General features: G+C 33.1%; 17 protein-coding genes. 1 reads left to right on the top strand and 16 read right to left on the bottom strand.

Annotated elements, in window-relative coordinates:
- Positions 1 to 68: 68 nt before the first annotated feature.
- From QZZ53_RS07100 to QZZ53_RS07065, 8 genes are all read right to left on the bottom strand, one after another.
- Positions 69 to 770, bottom strand: a complete 702-nt coding sequence (locus QZZ53_RS07100) for a sulfite exporter TauE/SafE family protein (RefSeq protein ID WP_296383015.1) — start codon at positions 768 to 770, stop codon at positions 69 to 71.
- Positions 771 to 1,217, bottom strand: a complete 447-nt coding sequence (locus QZZ53_RS07095; protein ID WP_296383013.1) for a FixH family protein — start codon at positions 1,215 to 1,217, stop codon at positions 771 to 773. It abuts the gene before it with no gap.
- A gap of 43 nt (positions 1,218 to 1,260) precedes the next feature.
- Complete coding sequence (gene ccoG / locus QZZ53_RS07090) at positions 1,261 to 2,685, bottom strand: cytochrome c oxidase accessory protein CcoG (protein WP_296383010.1); 1,425 nt, start codon at positions 2,683 to 2,685, stop codon at positions 1,261 to 1,263.
- A 77-nt stretch (positions 2,686 to 2,762) separates the two neighbouring features.
- Positions 2,763 to 3,653, bottom strand: coding sequence for a cbb3-type cytochrome c oxidase N-terminal domain-containing protein (locus tag QZZ53_RS07085; RefSeq protein ID WP_296383008.1), 891 nt, complete (start codon positions 3,651 to 3,653; stop codon positions 2,763 to 2,765).
- The gene (locus QZZ53_RS07080; protein ID WP_296383006.1) at positions 3,650 to 3,835 is read right to left on the bottom strand and encodes a CcoQ/FixQ family Cbb3-type cytochrome c oxidase assembly chaperone; all 186 of its coding nucleotides are present in this window, start codon (positions 3,833 to 3,835) and stop codon (positions 3,650 to 3,652) included. The genes QZZ53_RS07085 and QZZ53_RS07080 overlap by 4 nt, the downstream gene beginning before the upstream one ends.
- Before the next feature lie 6 nt (positions 3,836 to 3,841).
- Entirely contained in the window at positions 3,842 to 6,040 is a 2,199-nt protein-coding gene (gene ccoN, locus QZZ53_RS07075) for a cytochrome-c oxidase, cbb3-type subunit I (protein WP_296383004.1), read from the bottom strand.
- A 10-nt stretch (positions 6,041 to 6,050) separates the two neighbouring features.
- Positions 6,051 to 6,236, bottom strand: a complete 186-nt coding sequence (ccoS, locus tag QZZ53_RS07070; RefSeq protein ID WP_296383002.1) for a cbb3-type cytochrome oxidase assembly protein CcoS — start codon at positions 6,234 to 6,236, stop codon at positions 6,051 to 6,053.
- 127 nt (positions 6,237 to 6,363) lie between these two features.
- Complete coding sequence (locus QZZ53_RS07065; protein ID WP_296383000.1) at positions 6,364 to 8,739, bottom strand: heavy metal translocating P-type ATPase metal-binding domain-containing protein; 2,376 nt, start codon at positions 8,737 to 8,739, stop codon at positions 6,364 to 6,366.
- A 111-nt stretch (positions 8,740 to 8,850) separates the two neighbouring features.
- Here QZZ53_RS07065 and QZZ53_RS07060 point away from each other — a divergent pair, with 111 nt between their 5' ends.
- Complete coding sequence (locus QZZ53_RS07060; protein WP_296382998.1) at positions 8,851 to 9,528, top strand: Crp/Fnr family transcriptional regulator; 678 nt, start codon at positions 8,851 to 8,853, stop codon at positions 9,526 to 9,528.
- Between the two features lie 65 nt (positions 9,529 to 9,593).
- On the opposite strand, the gene QZZ53_RS07055 is transcribed toward QZZ53_RS07060, so the two are convergent.
- The 8 genes from QZZ53_RS07055 to QZZ53_RS07020 form a co-directional block, all read right to left on the bottom strand.
- Positions 9,594 to 12,809 carry a hypothetical protein gene (locus QZZ53_RS07055; protein WP_296382996.1) on the bottom strand — a complete coding sequence of 1,072 codons (3,216 nt, stop codon included), beginning with the start codon at positions 12,807 to 12,809 and terminating at the stop codon, positions 9,594 to 9,596.
- A 104-nt stretch (positions 12,810 to 12,913) separates the two neighbouring features.
- Complete coding sequence (locus QZZ53_RS07050; RefSeq protein ID WP_296382994.1) at positions 12,914 to 13,486, bottom strand: YdeI/OmpD-associated family protein; 573 nt, start codon at positions 13,484 to 13,486, stop codon at positions 12,914 to 12,916.
- 103 nt (positions 13,487 to 13,589) lie between these two features.
- Positions 13,590 to 15,224, bottom strand: coding sequence for a M1 family metallopeptidase (locus QZZ53_RS07045; protein WP_296382990.1), 1,635 nt, complete (start codon positions 15,222 to 15,224; stop codon positions 13,590 to 13,592).
- Positions 15,225 to 15,227: 3 nt separating this feature from the next.
- Positions 15,228 to 15,578: a hypothetical protein gene (locus QZZ53_RS07040; protein ID WP_296382988.1), complete on the bottom strand. Its 351-nt coding sequence runs from the start codon at positions 15,576 to 15,578 to the stop codon at positions 15,228 to 15,230.
- A 28-nt stretch (positions 15,579 to 15,606) separates the two neighbouring features.
- Positions 15,607 to 16,938, bottom strand: a complete 1,332-nt coding sequence (locus tag QZZ53_RS07035) for a M28 family metallopeptidase (RefSeq protein ID WP_296382986.1) — start codon at positions 16,936 to 16,938, stop codon at positions 15,607 to 15,609.
- Between the two features lie 11 nt (positions 16,939 to 16,949).
- Entirely contained in the window at positions 16,950 to 18,110 is a 1,161-nt protein-coding gene (locus tag QZZ53_RS07030; protein WP_296382984.1) for a DUF6265 family protein, read from the bottom strand.
- A 31-nt stretch (positions 18,111 to 18,141) separates the two neighbouring features.
- Positions 18,142 to 18,678: a Pycsar system effector family protein gene (locus tag QZZ53_RS07025; protein WP_296382982.1), complete on the bottom strand. Its 537-nt coding sequence runs from the start codon at positions 18,676 to 18,678 to the stop codon at positions 18,142 to 18,144.
- Positions 18,679 to 18,698: 20 nt separating this feature from the next.
- Positions 18,699 to 19,705, bottom strand: a 1,007-nt coding sequence (locus QZZ53_RS07020; protein ID WP_296382981.1) for an adenylate/guanylate cyclase domain-containing protein, incomplete at its 5' end; no start/stop codon positions are given.

Below are 19,705 nucleotides of genomic sequence, written 5' to 3'. Positions count from 1 at the left end.
GCAATAGAAAGTAAGAAATTCCAAAACTTATTATAATCTCTTATTTACTGTAAATTGTCAAGCGAACATTAATGACATTCTATTACGCTAGAAGCCATTTCTACTATTGGAGCAGGTGAGAGGTAAGGAATACCTAATCCCATTCCACGAAGAATAAATAAAGCACCAATAATAATGACAAAAACTGGTATTGCTTTTTGGATGCGCTGTTTTACAGTACTGTTTAAAAACTTGCCTAAATAAATAGCTGTAGTCATTAAAGGAATAGTACCAAGTCCAAATAAAACCATATATAAACTTCCTTCTAATAAATTGCCTGCTGCTATAGAGCCAAAAACAGCCATATAAACTAGACCGCATGGTAAAAAGCCATTTAGAAAACCAATAGTTAAAAAGGTGTCTGAGGTTTTCTTTTTTAGAGCTTTACCTAAAGATGACTTTACTTTAGAAATGGTTTTATATAGTGGTTTTGAAAGATTGTATTTTCCGATAGTTTTATGAGGTAAAAGCACAACCACAATCATTAAAATACCAATAATAATAGAAAGCTGTTGTTGTATACCAAAAATGTAAAGACTCTTACCTACTAAACCAAATACCAATCCAATGATGCTATAAGCAAGTAATCTACCAAAATGGTAGATGCCAATCTGACTCACTTTCTTGAACGTATTAGAACGATCTACTGGCAACATAAAGGCAATTGGACCACACATGCCAACACAGTGCAAACTTCCTAATAAGCCTAGTATGAATGCAGAAACTAACATTTAATAGGTGATGTCTGTTTTATATAGATAAGCATTATTGTTGTATTCCCAATCTACTTTAATGTTCCAACGACCACCTAATAAACGTTTGTCAGGTATGAGCAAAGTGTGGTTAGATAATGAAATCGGAATTTCAAAATCTAAATGTTTATTAGATGGTCTATATAGGAACACTGTACCTTTAATTTGTTTTAAGTCTAAATTTTTAGGAAAATTGATTTGGATGCCATTATTAGTTTTTGTCCATGAGATATTGCTGTCTAATGATTTAGAATTAGCTTCTTTATCAATATCTGTTTGAAATTTCAGTTCTTGTTGATAATAATCTTCTACTACTAAATCGTGACCGTACTTTTTATCTGTACTCATGCTAATTACAAAATACATAATGAATGCTATAAAACATACAAATGCAATTACTATTGCTGTTCCCCAATTTATTTTCATAACTCAATTTCCCAAAAGGGAATCTCCATTTTTAGTTTATTTACTAATTAAAACTTCTAGGTCCTAAGAAAGATACAGATGTCGTTTCAATAAGTTCATCTTTGCTATAAACATCAATCATTAAATTATTTTTATCTCCTGATAAATCACTTTGTTTAAGCTCAATAAATAAAGTGCCCTCTGCAATACCTTGTGGTTCTACGATAAACGTTTCGGAAGTAGATACGATATGTATTGTACCATCCCATCCTCTTAGTTTAAAGCTTAAATCATCTATTTCTTTAGAGGTTTTATTAACCAATTTAAAGGTATAAACATTACTAATAATACCATTATCTTTATGTTCATACAGTTGTCCAGGTAAACGTAAAATACGAGCTTCAACGTCGTTACGCAAAGCTAGCATACCTGCTAAAACTCCAATTAATATGGTTAGCACAGCAATGTAGCCTTTCATACGAGCTGTTAATTTAAAAGGCTCTTTTTTCTCTATATTATCTTCACTTGCAAATCGAATTAATCCTTTTGGAAGATTAATGCTTTCCATAATATGATCACACTCATCAATACAAGCAGTACAATTAACACACTCTAATTGTGTACCGTTTCTTATATCAATACCAGTTGGGCAGACATTAACACACTGAGAGCAATCAATACAATCACCATGACCTAAAGCTTCACGATCTTCTTTTTTTCTGAATTTTTTTCTACCATTCTCTGCTTCACCACGTTTATGGTCGTAAGCAACAACAACAGATTTATTGTCTAAAAGTACACCTTGTAGACGTCCATAAGGACAAGCAATTATACAAACTTGTTCTCTAAACCATGCGAAAATAAAATAGAATACAGCTGTGAATATTATAAGAGGAATGAGTGTGCTAACATGTTCAAAAGGACCTTCGACAATATACTTTAAGAGTTTATCTCCACCTATTAAATAGGCTAAGAATACATTGGCTATTAAGAAAGAAATCACTAAAAAGATAAACCATTTGAGCAATCGTTTTCTGATTTTTTCTGCATTCCATTTCTGACGTTGCAAACGCATTTGTTTGTTTCTGTCTCCATCTATCCAATATTCAATGCGTCTAAAAACCATTTCTAAGAAAATTGTCTGAGGACAAATCCAACCACAAAAAACACGACCAAAACCTACCGTAAATAGTGTGATAAAGACAACACCAATCAACATTGATACTACAAATAGATAAAAATCTTGAGGCCAAAATGGAAATCCGAAAATATTAAAACGTCTCTCTAGTATATTAAATAATAGAAATTGGTTGCCGTTGATTTTTATAAATGGAGCTGCAAAGAGAAAGGCTAATAAAAAGTAACTTACTAATTTTCGCTTTTCGTAAAAATAACCTGAAGGTTTTTTAGGGAATATCCATTTACGTTTACCATCTTCATCTATGGTACCAATAGAATCTCTGAAAATTTCATTTTCTGGCGTTTCCATTTTAATAACTAATAATAGTTACTAGAAACTACTGTATATAGTTTCTAGTAACTGTTCAACTTTTAATTGCTTTAGAACTATTCTTGTGGTGCTTCTTCTACCCAAACATCACCTTCGGCAGCTTTAGGTTCTGCAGGTGTTGTTCCTTCAAATTGTAAAACATAACTTGAAACCTGAGCCATTTCTAAAGGTTTTAATTCAGATTTCCATGCTACCATACCTTTACCATCTCGTCCACCTTCAGAAATAGTTTTAAACACATTTTTAATACCTCCACCTAAAATCCAATTTGGATCAGCTAAGTTTGGGCCAATTCCACCTCCACCATCAGCTTTATGACAGGCCACACAGTTGGTTTCGAATATCTTTTGACCTGCATTTAGATCTGATGTTTCAGTTAATACTTCAACTGTATTAAAGTCTACTAGGCCTTTAGCTGTTTTTTTGTACTCTTCAATGGCACGATTAGCTTCGGCATATTCAGTTTCATATTCTGCAAATTGATCATCAGCATTAAGAACGTGATAACGAACCAAATAAACTACAGCAAAAATTATTGATGCATAAAAAGTATAAACCCACCATGGTGGTAAACTGTTATCTAATTCTTTAATACCATCATAGTTATGGTCTAGTATAATTTCGCCTTCCTCCTCTATAGGTTTAGTCTTACCTACTAATTTTGAGTAAAGTGCATTTACCTTTTTAAATTGAGGTGTCTTAGTTCTAGAAGCTAAATAGCGTTCTTTTCCTTCTTCATCCAAACTTTGAAAAAGGATATTATCCATTGAACCAACGATACCTTCAATAGCAATTAGTATTAATAACACTAATAAAAGAAATAAAAGAATGATAGGTTGTTCAATAAAAGCAGGTTGATCGCCTGAATCTACAAAGTATTCTACAAGTCCAGCAATGATGAAAAATACCAAAGGTACTCGTATGTATGATGGGATTAAATGTCTCATAATATAGTGTCGTTTTGGTTATCTAATGGTAAGTTACTAACAGTTGTTATATAATCCTTCTTGGCTGTAAATACCCAATAAAAGAGTACAACAAAGAAGATAAAGAATATAAGGAGCGATATCATTGGGTAGATTTCTATACCTGTGATACTTTCCATGTGGTTTTTTACAAATTTTAGCATGGTTTCTTAGTTTTGCGCAGTTTCGTCTATAATATCTTTTACTTTTATATCAGTGCCAAGGCGTTGTAAGTAAGCAATCATTGCAACGATTTCTCTATTTCGCATTTCTATAAAATTCTCTCCTGCAGATGCTTTGTCTGCTTCATAAGAGGCTACAAAATCTGGATCGTTATATAAACTTTTCTCAATTTCTGTACCTTGCTCTAACATAGAAGCTTGTGCATTTGCAATTTCTTCATCTGTATATGGTACACCTAAAGTGACCATAACTTCCATTTTATTTTCTGTCATGGATTTGTCTAATTCGTCTCTAACTAACCACTGATACGCAGGCATAATAGATCCAGTAGATGTACTTTGAGGATCGTACATGTGATTAAAGTGCCAATTGTCTGAATATTTTCCACCAACTCTATGTAAATCTGGACCTGTACGTTTACTTCCCCAAAGGAATGGATGATCGTAAACAAATTCTCCAGCTTTTGAGTATTCTCCGTAACGTTCTACCTCAGATCTAAAAGGACGTACCATTTGAGAGTGACATCCAACACAACCTTCTCTTATATAAAGGTCTCGTCCTTCAAGTTCTAAAGGCGTGTAAGGTTTAACACTACTTATAGTTGGTATATTAGATTTAACAACAATAGTTGGTATAATTTGAACAATACCTCCAATTAAAATTGCAACTGTAGCATATATTGTAAGCATAATTGGTTTACGTTCTAACCAAGTATGCCATCCTTCGCCAGCTACACGTCTTTTAGACACACGTTGTAAAGCTGGTGCTTCTGCTAATTCATCTGTAACCTTGTGTTCAGATTTTACAATGGTCATTATTACGTTATAGACTAAGATTAGCATACCTGTGATAAAGAGTGTACCACCTATGGCACGCATCCAGTACATCGGCATAATTTCTGTTACTGTTTCTAAGAAGTTTCCGTAAACTAATGTACCATCTGGATTAAATTGTTTCCACATACTTGCTTGTGCAAAACCAGCAACATATAATGGCAACGCATATAACATAATACCTAGAGTACCTATCCAAAAATGAACGTTAGCTAATCCAATAGAGTACAGTTTGGTTTTAAATAACCTTGGAATTAACCAATAGATCATACCAAAGGCTAAGAAACCGTTCCAAGCCAAGGCTCCAACATGAACGTGAGCAATAATCCAATCTGTAAAGTGTGCAATGGCATTAACATTTTTAAGTGATAACATTGGTCCTTCAAAAGTTGCCATACCATAACCTGTAATGGCTACAACCATAAATTTTAAAACAGGATCTGTACGAACTTTGTCCCAAGCTCCACGCAATGTTAATAACCCGTTTATCATTCCTCCCCAAGATGGTGCGAGTAACATAATAGAGAATGCAACACCTAAATGTTGTGCCCATTCTGGTAAAGCAGTATATAATAAGTGGTGAGGTCCTGCCCAAATGTAGATAAAGATTAATGACCAAAAGTGAACAATTGATAATCGATAAGAATATACTGGTCTATTGGCAGCTTTAGGTACGAAATAATACATTAAACCAAGGAATGGAGTGGTTAAGAAAAATGCAACTGCATTATGTCCATACCACCATTGTACCAAGGCATCTTGTACACCTGCATAAACTGAATAACTTTTCATACCAGTAAAGCTAACAGGTAGTGCTAGACTATTAAAAATATGCAACACAGCTACAGTAACAAAAGTTGCTAAGTAGAACCAAATGGCAACATATAAGTGACGTTGACGACGCTTAAGTATAGCACCAATCATATTGACACCAAAAGCTACCCAAATTAATGCAATAGCGATATCAAAAGGCCATTCTAGTTCTGCGTATTCTTTAGAGGTTGAATATCCTAATGGTAAAGTAATTGCTGCTCCGACGATAATAAGTTGCCAGCCCCAAAAATTAATGTTACTCAAGAGATCACTAAACATTCTTGCTTTAAGTAAACGTTGCAGAGAGTAGTAAACACCAGCGAAGATAGCATTACCGACAAAGGCAAAAATTACAGCGTTGGTGTGTAAAGGTCTTAAGCGACCAAAACTCAACCATGAGATACCATCAGTCATGTTTGGGAATAAAAACATAAAGGCCAGAATAAGGCCTACAAGCATCCCAACAACTCCCCAAAGAATGGTGGCGTAAAGGAATTTTTTAACGATTTTATTATCGTAATAGAATTGTTGCATTTCCATATTATAAAAATTAGTCAGTTTTTGTGTTTGTTGATTGTTTAGTTTGCGTATTTACCAATTCATCTTCAAAAAGCATGCGTACAGAAGGTGTATAACTGTCATCATATTGACCAGACTTTACTGCTACAATAAACACAATAAAGAAAGCCACGCCAACAATGACGCTTACTGTTAATAAAATATAAATAACACTCATACCTACTGAAGTTATGGTTCAAAATTACTGTTGAACTTTTTTTTAAAACATGATATTTATCATGTTAGATTAATTTTGTTGTTACAGTCTATTTCTATTCCTTTTTAGGACGAATTAAGGGCTAAATTTATTTTAATTTTCGACCCAAAATGTTAGTACAAATAGTAGTAAATATTACAATGCTTATTGAACTCAAAGGCATTAATATCGCTGCAACAACAGGAGCCAATTGTCCAGTCACTGCAAAATATAAACCAATAATATTATAAATAAACGAAAGTACAAAGCTCCATTTAATAATTTTTATTGCTGATTTAGAAGCCGTTATGAATTGATATAATTGCTTAAACTTTGACGCATCTAAAATTCCATCACAAGCAGGTGAGAAGACATTAACATCTTCAGATATGGCAATACCAACCTCACTTTGCGCTAAAGCACCTGCATCATTTAATCCGTCACCTATCATTAATACTTTTGCACCTTCAGATTGATGGTACTTGATGAATTCTAATTTATCTTCTGGTTTCTGATTAAAAATCAGTTTTGTTTTAGCGGGTAATAACTTTTTTAAGTTTTCGAGTTCACCCTCATTATCTCCTGAAAGAATTACTAAATCGAATTGTTTTTTTAGTTGATTAAACAACTTTGAAACCCCTTTTCTATAACTATTGTAAAATGTGAACTTGCCTTTGTAAATATTATTACTACTTACATGAACAGCCGTATTTAGAACTGAAATTTCTTTAGGATTACCTACAAAACTTGCCGAACCTATTTTTAAATTAACAGCATCATGTTTAGCCTCAATCCCTTTGCCAATATATTCTTCAAAAGTATCGAGTATGATAATATTATTCTCTTCGAGAATGTTATATAAAGTTCTGCTCAATGGATGGTTAGAACCACGTAGTGAGTTTTTGAGCACCAGACTTTCTGAATCAGATAGTAATTTACCATCATATTTAGCTGTACTGCTTTTGTTAGAAGTGATGGTTCCGGTTTTGTCGAAAATAATAGTGTTGATTTGAGCTAATTGTTCAATAACACTAGCATTTTTAACATAGAACTTTAGCTTTCCGAAGATTCGTAATAAGTTTCCAAATGTAAAAGGTGCAGAAAGTGCTATGGCACATGGACATGCGATAATTAGGACTGCAGTAAATACATTCATGGCTTTGCTAGCATCTGTAAACAACCAAAATGTTGTCGCTATGACGGCAATGGCTAGAATGGCAATAGTAAAATGTTTACTAATAGTGTTTGTAATATTAGTAAAACCATCTTCTTTGTTTTTATTGAAAACATCATTACTCCACAACTGTGTTAAATAACTTTGTTCAACAGATTTTAAAGCTTCAAGCTCAATGACACCAGACGTTTGTTTACCACCAGCAAACAACTTGTCACCAGATTGTTTTGATACTGTTTGCGACTCTCCAGTAACAAAACTGTAATCAATTCTTGCTTTTCCATTGATTAAAATACCATCAACAGGTATCAACTCTTCATTTCTAATTAGAATGCGGTCACCTTTTTCAATATCATAAACTTGAATTGAATTTTCGTTTCCATCTTTATCAATTTTTGTGATTGCAATAGGGAAATAAGATTTGTAATCTCGCTCAAAGGACAAGAAATCATAAGTCTTTTGTTGAAAGAACTTTCCAACTAAGAGAAAGAACACCAAGCCAGCTAAACTATCAAAAAAGCCAGAACCTAAATCGAAAGCAATTTCAATAGTACTTCTTATAAATAACACTGAAAGACCAAGAGCAATAGGCACATCAATATTCAGTAGTTTAGCTTTTAAACCTTTATAGGCTGAAATAAAATAATCTTGAGCAGAATAGAATACCACAGGAAGTGACAATGCAAACATTAACCAACGAAACATTGGTTTATATTGCTCTAGCCAAAACTCATTCACTTCAAAATACTCTGGAAAAGACAAAAACATAATGTTGCCAAATCCAAAGCCAGCAACACCTAATTTATAAATTAAGGTTCTGTTGATATGCTTTTCCCCAGATTTAAAATCGTCTAAACTGATATATGGTTCATAACCAATGGAACTTAATAATAAAACAACTGATTTTAAATTGGTCTCTGTTGAATTATAGCTGACTCTAACCGTTTTCTTGCCAAAATTAACTTGAGAATCAGAAATGTTTGGATTCAACTTATTTAAGTTTTCAAGAATCCATATACAAGAACTACAATGAATATGCGGAATGTAAAGTGTTACAACTTCTATGGTGTCACTTCTAAATTCCGTTAGTTTTTCAATAATATTTTCTTGAGAGAGAAAATCATACTTACCTTCAATCTCTTTCGGAATTGAACCTGGGGAATTTTGTAAATCGTAGTAACAGGTTAAATCATTTTCGTTAAAAATTTCGAAAACAGTTTTACAGCCATTACAGCAAAACGATTTGTCTTGAAATGTAATAGTGCGATTATCACAATCGTCTCCACAGTGAAAACAAGTCTTGTTTTCCATTTTTTATTTGCTCATTGTATACCTACAACAAAAATGATAATTCCTTCGTTTTTAGAATATGATATTTGTCAGGTAATCATTATATTTGGAATACTACAAAAAACAATCATTATGAGCAAATGTGATTCATGTATTATAAAGGAGTTTAATTCTCTAAAGTCCTTAACCAGAGATGAGTTGATGCGTGTGTCTGCTTGTAAAACAGGTAAGGTTTATAGAAAGGGACAAGTGATTTTTGAGGAGGGAGAAACTCTAAATGGCGTGTATTGTGTTAGAGATGGTGTTTGTAAGCTCACTAAATTGAGTGAAAATGGAAAAGATCAGGTTGTAAAATTAGTGGTTAAAGGAGGTCTTTTAGGGAAACGCTCTTTAGTTTCTGATCAAAAAACTAATTTAAGTGCTGTGGCTTTAAACGATATGGAAATGTGTTTTATTCCAAAGGCTGAAATCATGAAAGATTTATCTAAGAATCCAAAATTCACAATGGATGTTTTAAAGGAAATGGCTGAAGATTTAAAAGAAGCTGATGAGTCATTGGTTAATATGGCTCAGAAATCTGTGAAGGCAAGAACAGCTGAAATTTTGCTGTACATTCATGATCATTTTGGTACTGATACTGAAGGCTTTTTAAGTATTGTGTTATCTCGTGAAGATTATGCTAGTATTGTTGGTACAGCTACAGAGTCTGCTATTAGAATTCTCTCGCAATTTAAAAAAGATGGTTTGATTTCTACCTCTGGAAAACGCATAAAAATAGAAGATTCCAATGGTCTTAAATGGATAGAATAACATACAAAACAAAAAAACGCTTTAGAATCTTCTAAAGCGTTTTTTTGTTAAGATATCTATCTTACTTAGTCAATTCCAAATGTCTTCGTTTCTTTAAAAGGATCTACTTGAACTTGTTTCATGTTTGTTTGATATTTTACCCATTCTTTATTAAAGAAATTATTAGTTTCACCTAACAATTTACCTAGAGCATTTTTTGCATGTTTTATTAATGTAGTTTCTGTAGATGTTAATCCTGTTTGACTGTTGTAAACATAATTAGCTGCATTTCTTAGACGCTGTAATGGAGTTACTTCAGGGTTTCTCGTAATACCTTGACGCTTGTCAACTTTACCTAAGTATTTATCAACTAAACTATCAATTGATTTTACAATTTCTTTTGAAGCTTTTATTTGATCTTTATATGTCTCTTTATCTAATTTTAAAAGATTCTTTTTATACGTTTCAGCAATAGTTTTACTTTCTATTAATTGTTTAACGGCATTTGCAGATGTTTCTTGCATTTTCTCTAACTGTTTAGCTGCTGCATATACTTCATCAATATTCTTTTTAGAAACTTTTAGTCGAGGATCTGACTCTATTTTTATTGTGGTTTCAGACATTTGGTCTCCGTAATGTAAAACAGCTTTGTAAGTTCCTGGTTTTGCTGATATGCCTCTTGGTTCTCTAGTTTGCTTTCTAATACGTCGCGATGGTCTATTAACTCCAGCCTCACTCATATACCAAGTCCATTTATGGATGCCATTTTCTTTAGGAGCTTTTGTTTTTAGTGTTCTAATTAATCGACTGTCATCATATAACTTGAGTGTTAAAGAATCCCATTTGACTTTTGCCTCATCTTTTTCAGAATCCATTTCTGCCTCATCATCTTTGTCTTCATCTTTCTCCTTTTTGTCGTCTTTTGGCATTTCTTTTTTATTAAATAAATAAGAAAAACGAGCTCCACCACCACGATTTTCACCATGATACATTGCATCTGCTCCAAAACGACTTCCTGTTGGTTGTTGGTATGCAGCTTGATATGCTATTGGAGGATCAAATAACTCAATATTCGAAGTCATCACAGAAGCATTCTTTGCCATTTCTCGTAAAGGTCTAATATCATCTAAAACCCATGCTGCTCGTCCAAAAGTCCCGATTACTAAATCGTGTTCTCTTGGATGAATCACTAAATCTTTAACTGAAGTTGTTGGAAAACCTTCAGTCCATTTGGTCCATTTCTCACCTGCATTGACAGAGATATATAAACCATCATCTGTACCTAAAAACATAAGATTAGGTTCTACAATATCTTCTACTATTGCTAAGGTGTAACTTTGTACATCATTCTCGTCAACAATGCGTTCCCATGATTTACCATAGTTTTTAGTTCTGTATGCATAAGGTGTATAATTAAAACGTCTGTAATCATTAGCGATTAAAAGGGCTTCACCTTTATTTTTATTAGAGGCTTTTATTTGGGCTATCCAACTGCCTTCTGGAAGTCCTTTTATGTTTTTAGTAACTTCATTCCAGTTGTTTCCTCCGTCAGTAGTGAAATGTACTCGTCCATCATCAGTACCAGCCCAAAGCATATCTTTTTCGAGAACAGATGGTTCTATGACCAAAATCGTTGTATGATTTTCAGCACCAGTTGCATCCATACTTAATCCGCCGCTTTCTGACTGTTTTTGCTTCTCTGGATCATTGGTTGATAAATCTGGAGATATGACTGTCCATGTTTCTCCTTTGTCTATAGATTTATGTACAAATTGACTTCCGAAGTATAATGTGCTATTATTAAAAGGATCAATATTAATTGCAGAATTCCAATTGAAACGTAAGCGCACATTAGGATCAGAATGCGTTGGTCGTACACCATAATTATTACCAGTTTGCCAATCGTATCTGCTAACATAACCTTGTTGACTCATGGACCAACCATACCGTGAATCATCTCTATCTGGTACAACGTCAAATCCATCACCAAAACTAATTTCTTGCCAATAACTATTTCTTATGCCTTGAGCTCGCCAAACATAAGCTGGTCCTCTCCAAGAGCCATTGTCTTGCATACCACCATAAACGTTATAAGGATACTCATTATCTACATTAATATGATAGAATTGCGCCACAGGTAAATTACCAATAAAGCGCCAAGTTTTCCCACCATCTTTTGTAATATTCATACCACCATCATTACCATCTATCATAAAGTTGCCATTTTCAGGATGAATCCACCAAGCATGATGATCTGGATGCACACCATTACTTACTCCATAAGCTGGCATCAATTGCGAGAAGTTTTTTCCACCATCGTCAGAAGAATTCACATAGGTAAAAACCGAATACACACGATTTTCGTTTTGTGGATCTACATAGATTTCAGAATAGTAAAAAGGACGATTCCCAATATCACTTTTATTGTTAACCATCTTCCATTTAAAACCTCCATCTTCACTTTTATAGAGCGCATTCTTTTTTGCTTCTACTAAAGCATATATTATATTTGGTTTATTAGGTGCTATAGCAACACCAATGCGTCCTAGATTTCCTTTTGGAAAACCATCATCTTCTGTTATTTTTTTCCAATTTTTTCCACCATCATGAGTAATATGAAGACCAGAACCTTCACCACCAGAATTGAAGAACCAAGGATCTCGCTTATGTTCCCACATAGCAGCAATTAATTTATTCGGATTTGTAGGATCCATTATTAAGTCTGCAACTCCGGTCTTATTATTAGTAAATAAGATTTTATTCCATGTTTTTCCACCATCAGTGGTTTTAAAAACACCACGTTCAGGATGTTCTCCCCAAGGAGAGCCAATAGCTCCAACATAAACAATATCTGGATTTGTTGGGTCAACTATAATTCTATGAATGTGTCTTGTTTTTTCAAGTCCCATGGCCATCCAATTTTTTCCACCATCAAGAGATTTATACACACCATAACCACCATTTAATGAGTTACGTGGATTTCCTTCACCTGTACCAACCCAAATCACACTTGGATTAGATTGTTGAATTTCAACAGCACCAATGGAAGCTGTTAACTCTTTTTCAAAAATAGGCTCCCAAGTTATTCCACCAGAAGTAGATTTCCATAAACCACCAGAAGCTGTTCCGACATACATCACATCAGGATTATTAGTAACCACATCAATAGCAGTAACACGACCAGACATGCCACCAGGACCAATATTTCTGGGTGCCATATTTTTGACCATGTCCATTGAAAATTCTTGTGCGGAAATGAGTGTTACGCAGAATAGCATAACAATTGAGAAAAAACGTTTCATTTATTAAAAGTTAGTTTAGTAATGCTTAAAATTAAGGAAAAGAAATTATAGAATTCAAAAAGAGTTGTTAAGTTGTTGTAAGCTCTATTAAATAAATTATACTATTACCATGTATCACGACTCTTAATATTTGCATTACAAAGTTTAATGATTTCTGCGATTCTTTTTTGTCGCGTAGCTTCTCGTTTTGCACTATGTAACCACGATAGATAACTTTTTCTATAGCCTTTTGAAAACCCTAAGTAGTTTGCATATGCACTTTGGTTTTTATCGAAAGCTAATTGTAATTCTTCTGGGATGATACCATTTTCAACAGCATCCATTTCTGTCCATTTGCCAGTTTCTTTAGCAAAGTTAATGATATTCCAACCAGACGTCTGAATTAAGCTAGCTTTCTCAAGCTCAACGATATATCTTTTATTTAATGCACTCCAGGTACTTTTTGGATTTCTCGGTGAGAAATATTGAATGCGCTTTCCGTTACCTAAACTCTTAACCGTAGAGTCAATCCAACCAAAGCATAATGCCACTTTTACAGCTTCTTCCCATCGCATTGTGGGCACATTAAGTTCAAGCTTATAGAAAACAAGATGTACAGCTTTATGCTTGTCATGGTTTTGAAGTAACCAATCATACCAATCTATATCTCGTTTAAAATAAAGTTCAGGTGTTTGCATTGGGAATATAATTTTTTAAAAACCAACACTGTCATGATTACTGTCATGATTGTCAATAAATTAGAATGACATCTTGACTATGCTCGATGTAACAGAGTAATTGTTATTTTATTTGTTTAGAATATATGTAATAATCGCGGTCTACTTTAAAATCAGAAGTTTCAACAGTTCTTGTTTTCCACTCTGAGCTAGGAAATAGCCATTCTGTTTTATCATCAATTTCAACTTCAATTGGCATATCAAAGCCGTTAACAATATTTACATATCTGTATTTTAGTTGCTCATTATTAATCTTATATTCTAAAGTTGGAATGCGAATATCTCGTAAATACTGATTGAAAAACTCAGTTAAATCAATACCAGTTTGTTCGCTTATATAATCTTCGATTTGTTTTGTTGTAACCGTTTGATGATAAAAAGTTGAATTTAGACCTCGAAGTATTTGTCTCCATTTTTCATCATATTCAATCAATTGACGTAACGTATGGAGCATATTTGCACCTTTGTAATACATATCACTTGAGCCTTCTTGATTAACGTTGTACTTACCAATTAGCGGACAGTCGTTCTGTATGTTGGCACGCGTGCCAATTACATAATCTGCCGAAGCTTTTTTACCATAGTAATAATCTAAAAATAGATTCTCAGAATAGGAAGTAAAGCTTTCATGAATCCACATATCTGCCACATCTTTATTAGTGATATTGTTGGCAAACCACTCATGACCAGCTTCGTGAACAATTATAAAATCCCATTTTAAGCCCCAACCAGTACGAGATAAATCTCTTCCTAAATAACCTTTTTTATACTGATTACCATAAGTTACAGAACTCTGGTGTTCCATACCTAAATAGGGTACTTCTACCAATTTAAAACTATCTTCATAAAAGGGATAAGGACCAAACCAATGTTCAAAAGCTTTCATCATTTTTGGAGCATCTTTAAAGTGTTCTTTGGCTTTATCAAGATTGTCTTTTAATACCCAATAATCCATATCTAGTTTACCATTTTCACCATGATATACTTCAGAAAAATTAACGTAATCGCCAATGTTTACATTAACGCCATAATTATTAATGGGATTGCTTACAAACCAGTGTGATTTCACCTTATCGCCTAAATCTTCAAGTTTTCTAAGCCTACCATTTGAAACATTAGTAAGTCCTTTCGGAATCGTTACACTAATCAACATACTATCCACTTCATCGTACATATGATCTTTATTTGGCCACCAAACGCTTGCACCTAGACCTTGGCAAGACGTTGCTATAAAATGGTTTCCATTTTTATCTTTTTTCCAAGAAAATCCGCCATCCCAAGGTGCACGTTTTGCTTCTCTAGGATAGCCATTATAATAGATTTCAATAGTTTTTAGGTCTCCAATTTTTTGCTTAGTAGGTATTAAAATAAAATTTGCATTTCCTTCTACTAGGACTTCTAATTCTTTGCCATCTTGTATAGCTTTAGTTATCTCCATAGGTTGTTGCAAATCTATTTGCATAAACTTATTGGGCTTTGAAATCACTTTATACTGTATCGTATTTTGACCAGATATGAATTTTAAATCTGGTTTTATTTCGACATCTAAATGATAGTAAGTCAAATCCCACCATTCACGTTCTGGTGTTATGCTTCCTCTTAGAGTATCTTGTTTTGTAAATTCGGTTTTATCTTGAAGTAATTGTGCTTGTGTAGCTGAGAAAATAAGTACAAAAATTAGGAGTAGTGTATGCTTCACTTTTTAGTTGATTTTTAGTTTTAAATATTTTAAGAACATTAATCCTGCCAAAAATAAATTTAAACCGAGATATAATGAACCAAAAATAATAAGGTTCTTATAATTTTGATTGACGACATCGAATTCAGATAATTCTGAAATCAATGCTAACACCAAAAATAAATTTAGCAATATAAATACGCCTGAAATAATTAACCCTAAAGTAGATTTCTTGCTAATAATTTGATAAACAATAATAGTCAATAATGCAATTGCAATTGGATTTAATAGATTGGAAGTCAATATCCAATAATAGATAACTGAAGCAATTAAGAATAATTCTGGTATGAAAGATTTTAATGTTTTAACGTTCATAGTTTTATTTTTTGTTTGATGAGTAGATTTACCTAATAATTTTATTCGGAAACACTACCATGCTTTCATGTCCATCTTCTCCAATGGCAGCAACACCAAAAAAGAAGTTGTCAATTACTATACCTTCTAAGGTAAACTCTAATACATCACCAACAGAACGACTATTATCCCAAGTTGGTGACGTTGTATCTCTCCAATAGATTTTATACCCTTTTGCTCCTTCAACTTTATCCCATTTTAGCTTTGCAGAAGGTTCTACAATACCTCCAATACCAACTTCTTTAGGAGTTGGTGGAGCAGAGGCAAGGCTCGCCATAGTAATGGCATTTACAGCTGTTAATTTTTTACAGTAAGGAAAATTTACATGCTCAAATGTGTCTCCATAATTTATACCATTTTCTATTCTTATATCTTGATGCTGTTGTGTGTAATTTTCATGAGCCTCCATAATTCTTATGCCTGCAAAGCCAACATCATTAAATGGTCTGTGATGTCCACCACGACCAAAACGATCTAATCTGTAGACCATCATTGGATTCATTTCTGGCATATATGTTTTTGTGGTTTTATAAATATAACGTGCTAATTGACGTGAGGTCCCATCTACTTCACCACCATAAAAACGTCGAGAACGTCTTTGACGCTCAGTTTCTGTTGGAGGCACAGGTTCTGAGAAAATACGAAATGTACGATTATCTATCACTCCATCAACTCCAGAAATATTACCTATCATATCATTATTTAAAACACCAATAATATCCCAATTATTGTCTTGTGCATATTTTGCCATGCCTTGACCACCAAATAAGCCTTGTTCTTCACCAGATAAACCTAAATAAACAATACTACTTTCAAACTTATACTTGGATAAAACACGAGCCGCTTCAATAGCACCTGCCATGCCAGTTGCATTGTCGTTTGCTCCTGGTGAGTCTGAAGTGAAATCCGTAGGATCAGATACTCTAGAATCGATATCACCACTCATAATGATATAACGATTTGGATATTTGGTGCCACGTTGAATCGCTACAACATTAACTACCATTACATCATTAATAATACGTTGGTTTCTCCCTTTTTCAACTAAATCTTTTTGATAGAAAACATCTAAACAGTTATTGCACTCTTTTGAAATATTATTGAATTGAGATTTTATCCAACGTCTAGCAGCACCAATTCCTCGAGTATTAGATATTGTGTCACTTAAAGTATGTCGTGTCCCAAAATCGGCTAAAGTTTTGACATCATTACGTAAGCGTTCTTCTGAAACGGCGTCAATAATATCATAGATTTTAGGATCTGTTTGTGCTTGAACGGCAACAGATATAATTACGGTTAAAGTGAGAAGAAATTGTTTCATTTTAATGATTTCTATTTTACTAATAATAATGTTCCGAAAATATTTGCGTTTTTATAACCTTGATTTTTATCATTGCCTTCAACAGGAATTGACCCAATAAAATTTTCGCGTGTTTTACTATTGTCATTGTCACAATAGGCGAGTGCAAAGCCAATATTTTTGTTAGCCTCTAAATTTACAGGTGAATTATTTTTATCATCTAAATATGAGTCATTAAATATAGAGATTTTCACTTCCCATAGTGAAGTTTTGCCAATTGTTATACGTTTAGATTCTATATGCGAATTGTATAGTTTTCCTTTTTTTTCTGGTGACATATCTACTACGTTACCATCTAAAGCAATGTGATAAGCAAAGGCATTATGGGTGAATTGGTGTGTTCCACCGCTGTTATCTTCGTCTATAAAAATTTCTAAGCAATCGTCGTCCCACCAGGTCATTAATGGATCTTCATAAGAATCAATAAGAATATCATCTTTTATTTCTGCCAAAAGATAAAGTGCATCTTCTGTCCAAGTGAGTTTATATTTGCCTTGAAAATCTTCAGAAGTGTAGGGGTTTCCTAACCATAATTGATCCATTTGATGCCATTGCGAATTATTCCATATCGCTTCGTTTGCTATACCATCAATTGTTGGTTTTACATCTGCTTGTTTTACTTTAATAAGTTGTTTAATTGGTTTTTTAGTTTTTGAAGTCTTTTTATAGTTAAACTTTACAGTTTCAGTTTTTCCATTTTCTTCGATATCTACATAAACATTCATTTCACTTTTAGATACTTTTTGAAAAGTCATACCTTCAAAAACGACTTTATTTTCTGTGATTTCTTTTAGAGGGAAATCGACAGTTTCATCCTTAGTTTCCCAACCTTTTAGATCTGGTCCAAAATGTTTGAGCTGAAGAACTAATGTGTTTTTAATTTCTCTAATGACTTCAATCTCGTAGAATGTCACTTTTCCGTCGTTAATTAATTTAAAGGTTGCCATCATAGAGCCACCAGATGGTTCGCTCCATATTTCTTCGGTTATTCCGCCAAAGGCTTCACCATGCCAAGTACCAGCTATCCATTTTACATTTTCTAATCGTGGAGATAATTTACCTTCAATTAGTGTGTTATTCTTGTTTTGTGCAAAACAGGTAATAGTGAATAGGAATATTAAGATATATTTCATTTAATAGTATTAAAAATTAATTATAGTATTATTAGGTCAGTAGAAAAATAACATGGTATAATCCTGTTATAAATAATATTACAAGTCCAATAGCCAAAAAGCTTATAGCACGTTTTACATTTCTGAATTTCCAATCTGAAATTTTTGAAATAATAAAAATTTGCTCTCCTAATTGTTCAAATAATGAATCTTCGTCTTTACTCAAAGTTAAAAACGTTTTTGAAAACTCTTTAATATCTCCAAATTTGGAAATAATGTCTTTAAAGAAAAACATATTTTTTGAGAATTTACCTTCAATTTTAGGAATAAAACAACGTACACAAAAAAAGATTGAAGCTACAGTACAAATTGCCCAAGAACCAATGAGTATAAATAAAAGCGTGTCATTACTTAATTTATCTAAAAAATTGCTTGTGCCTTGATAGATGAAATTTAATAGAATACCATAAAACGACAGAATCAAACCTGCTTTAAGTTCAGAAGCTTTTATTAAACTAGTAAGATAACTTATGGTTCCCCAATAATGATCTATTAAATCGTCGGTATGTTTATTTTTTTGATTATTCATTGTTTTAGTTATAGCAGAATTTATTCTAATACTTGGTAAATAGTAATTGGGTTGGCTTTATTCTTTAAGCTGATATTACCTACTTTCTCACATTTAAAGGATTCCTTTATTTGTTCATAACAATCTTCAGCAATAATAATTTGATTTTCTTCTGCCGCATCTTGTAATCTTGCAGCAGTATTCACTGAATCACCAATAACGGTATAATCTAGTCTTTTTAAACTAGAAGAACCAATATTACCAGAAATCATTTCTCCACTTTTTATACCTATAGATACCTTTGGTTTATATTGTAATTTGTCACCAATTGCTGGTAAACTATTAATTTTACTACGTACCGCAAGAACGGCATCTATTGCTCTATCTAAATGATAATCATCTTTAAATACAGCCATAATTGCATCTCCAATAAACTTATCAATAAAACCATCCTGGTCCATAATTTCTTTGACCATTTCATCAAAATAGGAATTAATTAATTTAACAACAGTATCTGCAGGTGCATTTTCACTAATAGCAGTAAACCCACATATGTCAATAAATACTACTGTGGCTTCAATAGTTTCATTTGCCATAATTGTGGATTCAAACTCACGATTTCCCATAAAATTAAGGACATTCTCATCTACATACATTTTTAAAATGTTGTTTTCCTTAATCGCCTGAATGGTTTGTTTAATATGTTCTGCATGTTTTAAGGTTTTTTCTATGGTAAGGGTTAAATCCTCAAAATTGATGGGCTTAGTGATAAAATCGAATGCTCCTCTATTCATTGCAGTTCTAATATTCTCCATATCTCCGTAAGCAGAAACAATTACCGATTTTATAAGAGGACTTAATTCATTGAGTTCTGAGAGTAGTGTAAGGCCATCCATTTCTGGCATATTGATGTCACTTAACACAATATCTACTTCAGTATTATCTGCGATTTTCTGTAGTGCTACTTTACCATTCTCCGCGAAAAGAAACTCGTATTCGTTTTGTCTAATTTTTTTTCTAAATTTTTGTTTGATTAAAACCTCTAAAT

It is taken from the genome of Winogradskyella sp. (genome assembly GCF_016744625.1).
Classification (GTDB): Bacteria; Bacteroidota; Bacteroidia; order Flavobacteriales; family Flavobacteriaceae; genus Winogradskyella.
The sequence above is the reverse complement of the archived record's forward strand: the minus strand, read 5'-3'. Positions and strand labels throughout refer to the sequence as shown.

Excerpts from the sequence above, each read along its gene's own strand:
- QZZ53_RS07065 (WP_296383000.1), bottom strand. The coding sequence starts at position 8,739 with ATGGAAAACAAGACTTGTTTTCACTGTGGAGACGATTGTGATAATCGC.
- QZZ53_RS07080 (WP_296383006.1), bottom strand. The coding sequence starts at position 3,835 with ATGCTAAAATTTGTAAAAAACCACATGGAAAGTATCACAGGTATAGAA.
- ccoS (WP_296383002.1), bottom strand. The coding sequence starts at position 6,236 with ATGAGTGTTATTTATATTTTATTAACAGTAAGCGTCATTGTTGGCGTG.
- QZZ53_RS07100 (WP_296383015.1), bottom strand. The coding sequence starts at position 770 with ATGTTAGTTTCTGCATTCATACTAGGCTTATTAGGAAGTTTGCACTGT.
- QZZ53_RS07085 (WP_296383008.1), bottom strand. The coding sequence starts at position 3,653 with ATGAGACATTTAATCCCATCATACATACGAGTACCTTTGGTATTTTTC.
- ccoN (WP_296383004.1), bottom strand. The coding sequence starts at position 6,040 with ATGGAAATGCAACAATTCTATTACGATAATAAAATCGTTAAAAAATTC.
- QZZ53_RS07060 (WP_296382998.1), top strand. The coding sequence starts at position 8,851 with ATGAGCAAATGTGATTCATGTATTATAAAGGAGTTTAATTCTCTAAAG.
- QZZ53_RS07035 (WP_296382986.1), bottom strand. The coding sequence starts at position 16,938 with ATGAAACAATTTCTTCTCACTTTAACCGTAATTATATCTGTTGCCGTT.
- ccoG (WP_296383010.1), bottom strand. The coding sequence starts at position 2,685 with ATGGAAACGCCAGAAAATGAAATTTTCAGAGATTCTATTGGTACCATA.
- QZZ53_RS07050 (WP_296382994.1), bottom strand. The coding sequence starts at position 13,486 with ATGCAAACACCTGAACTTTATTTTAAACGAGATATAGATTGGTATGAT.
- QZZ53_RS07025 (WP_296382982.1), bottom strand. The coding sequence starts at position 18,678 with ATGAATAATCAAAAAAATAAACATACCGACGATTTAATAGATCATTAT.
- QZZ53_RS07095 (WP_296383013.1), bottom strand. The coding sequence starts at position 1,217 with ATGAAAATAAATTGGGGAACAGCAATAGTAATTGCATTTGTATGTTTT.
- QZZ53_RS07030 (WP_296382984.1), bottom strand. The coding sequence starts at position 18,110 with ATGAAATATATCTTAATATTCCTATTCACTATTACCTGTTTTGCACAA.
- QZZ53_RS07055 (WP_296382996.1), bottom strand. The coding sequence starts at position 12,809 with ATGAAACGTTTTTTCTCAATTGTTATGCTATTCTGCGTAACACTCATT.
- QZZ53_RS07040 (WP_296382988.1), bottom strand. The coding sequence starts at position 15,578 with ATGAACGTTAAAACATTAAAATCTTTCATACCAGAATTATTCTTAATT.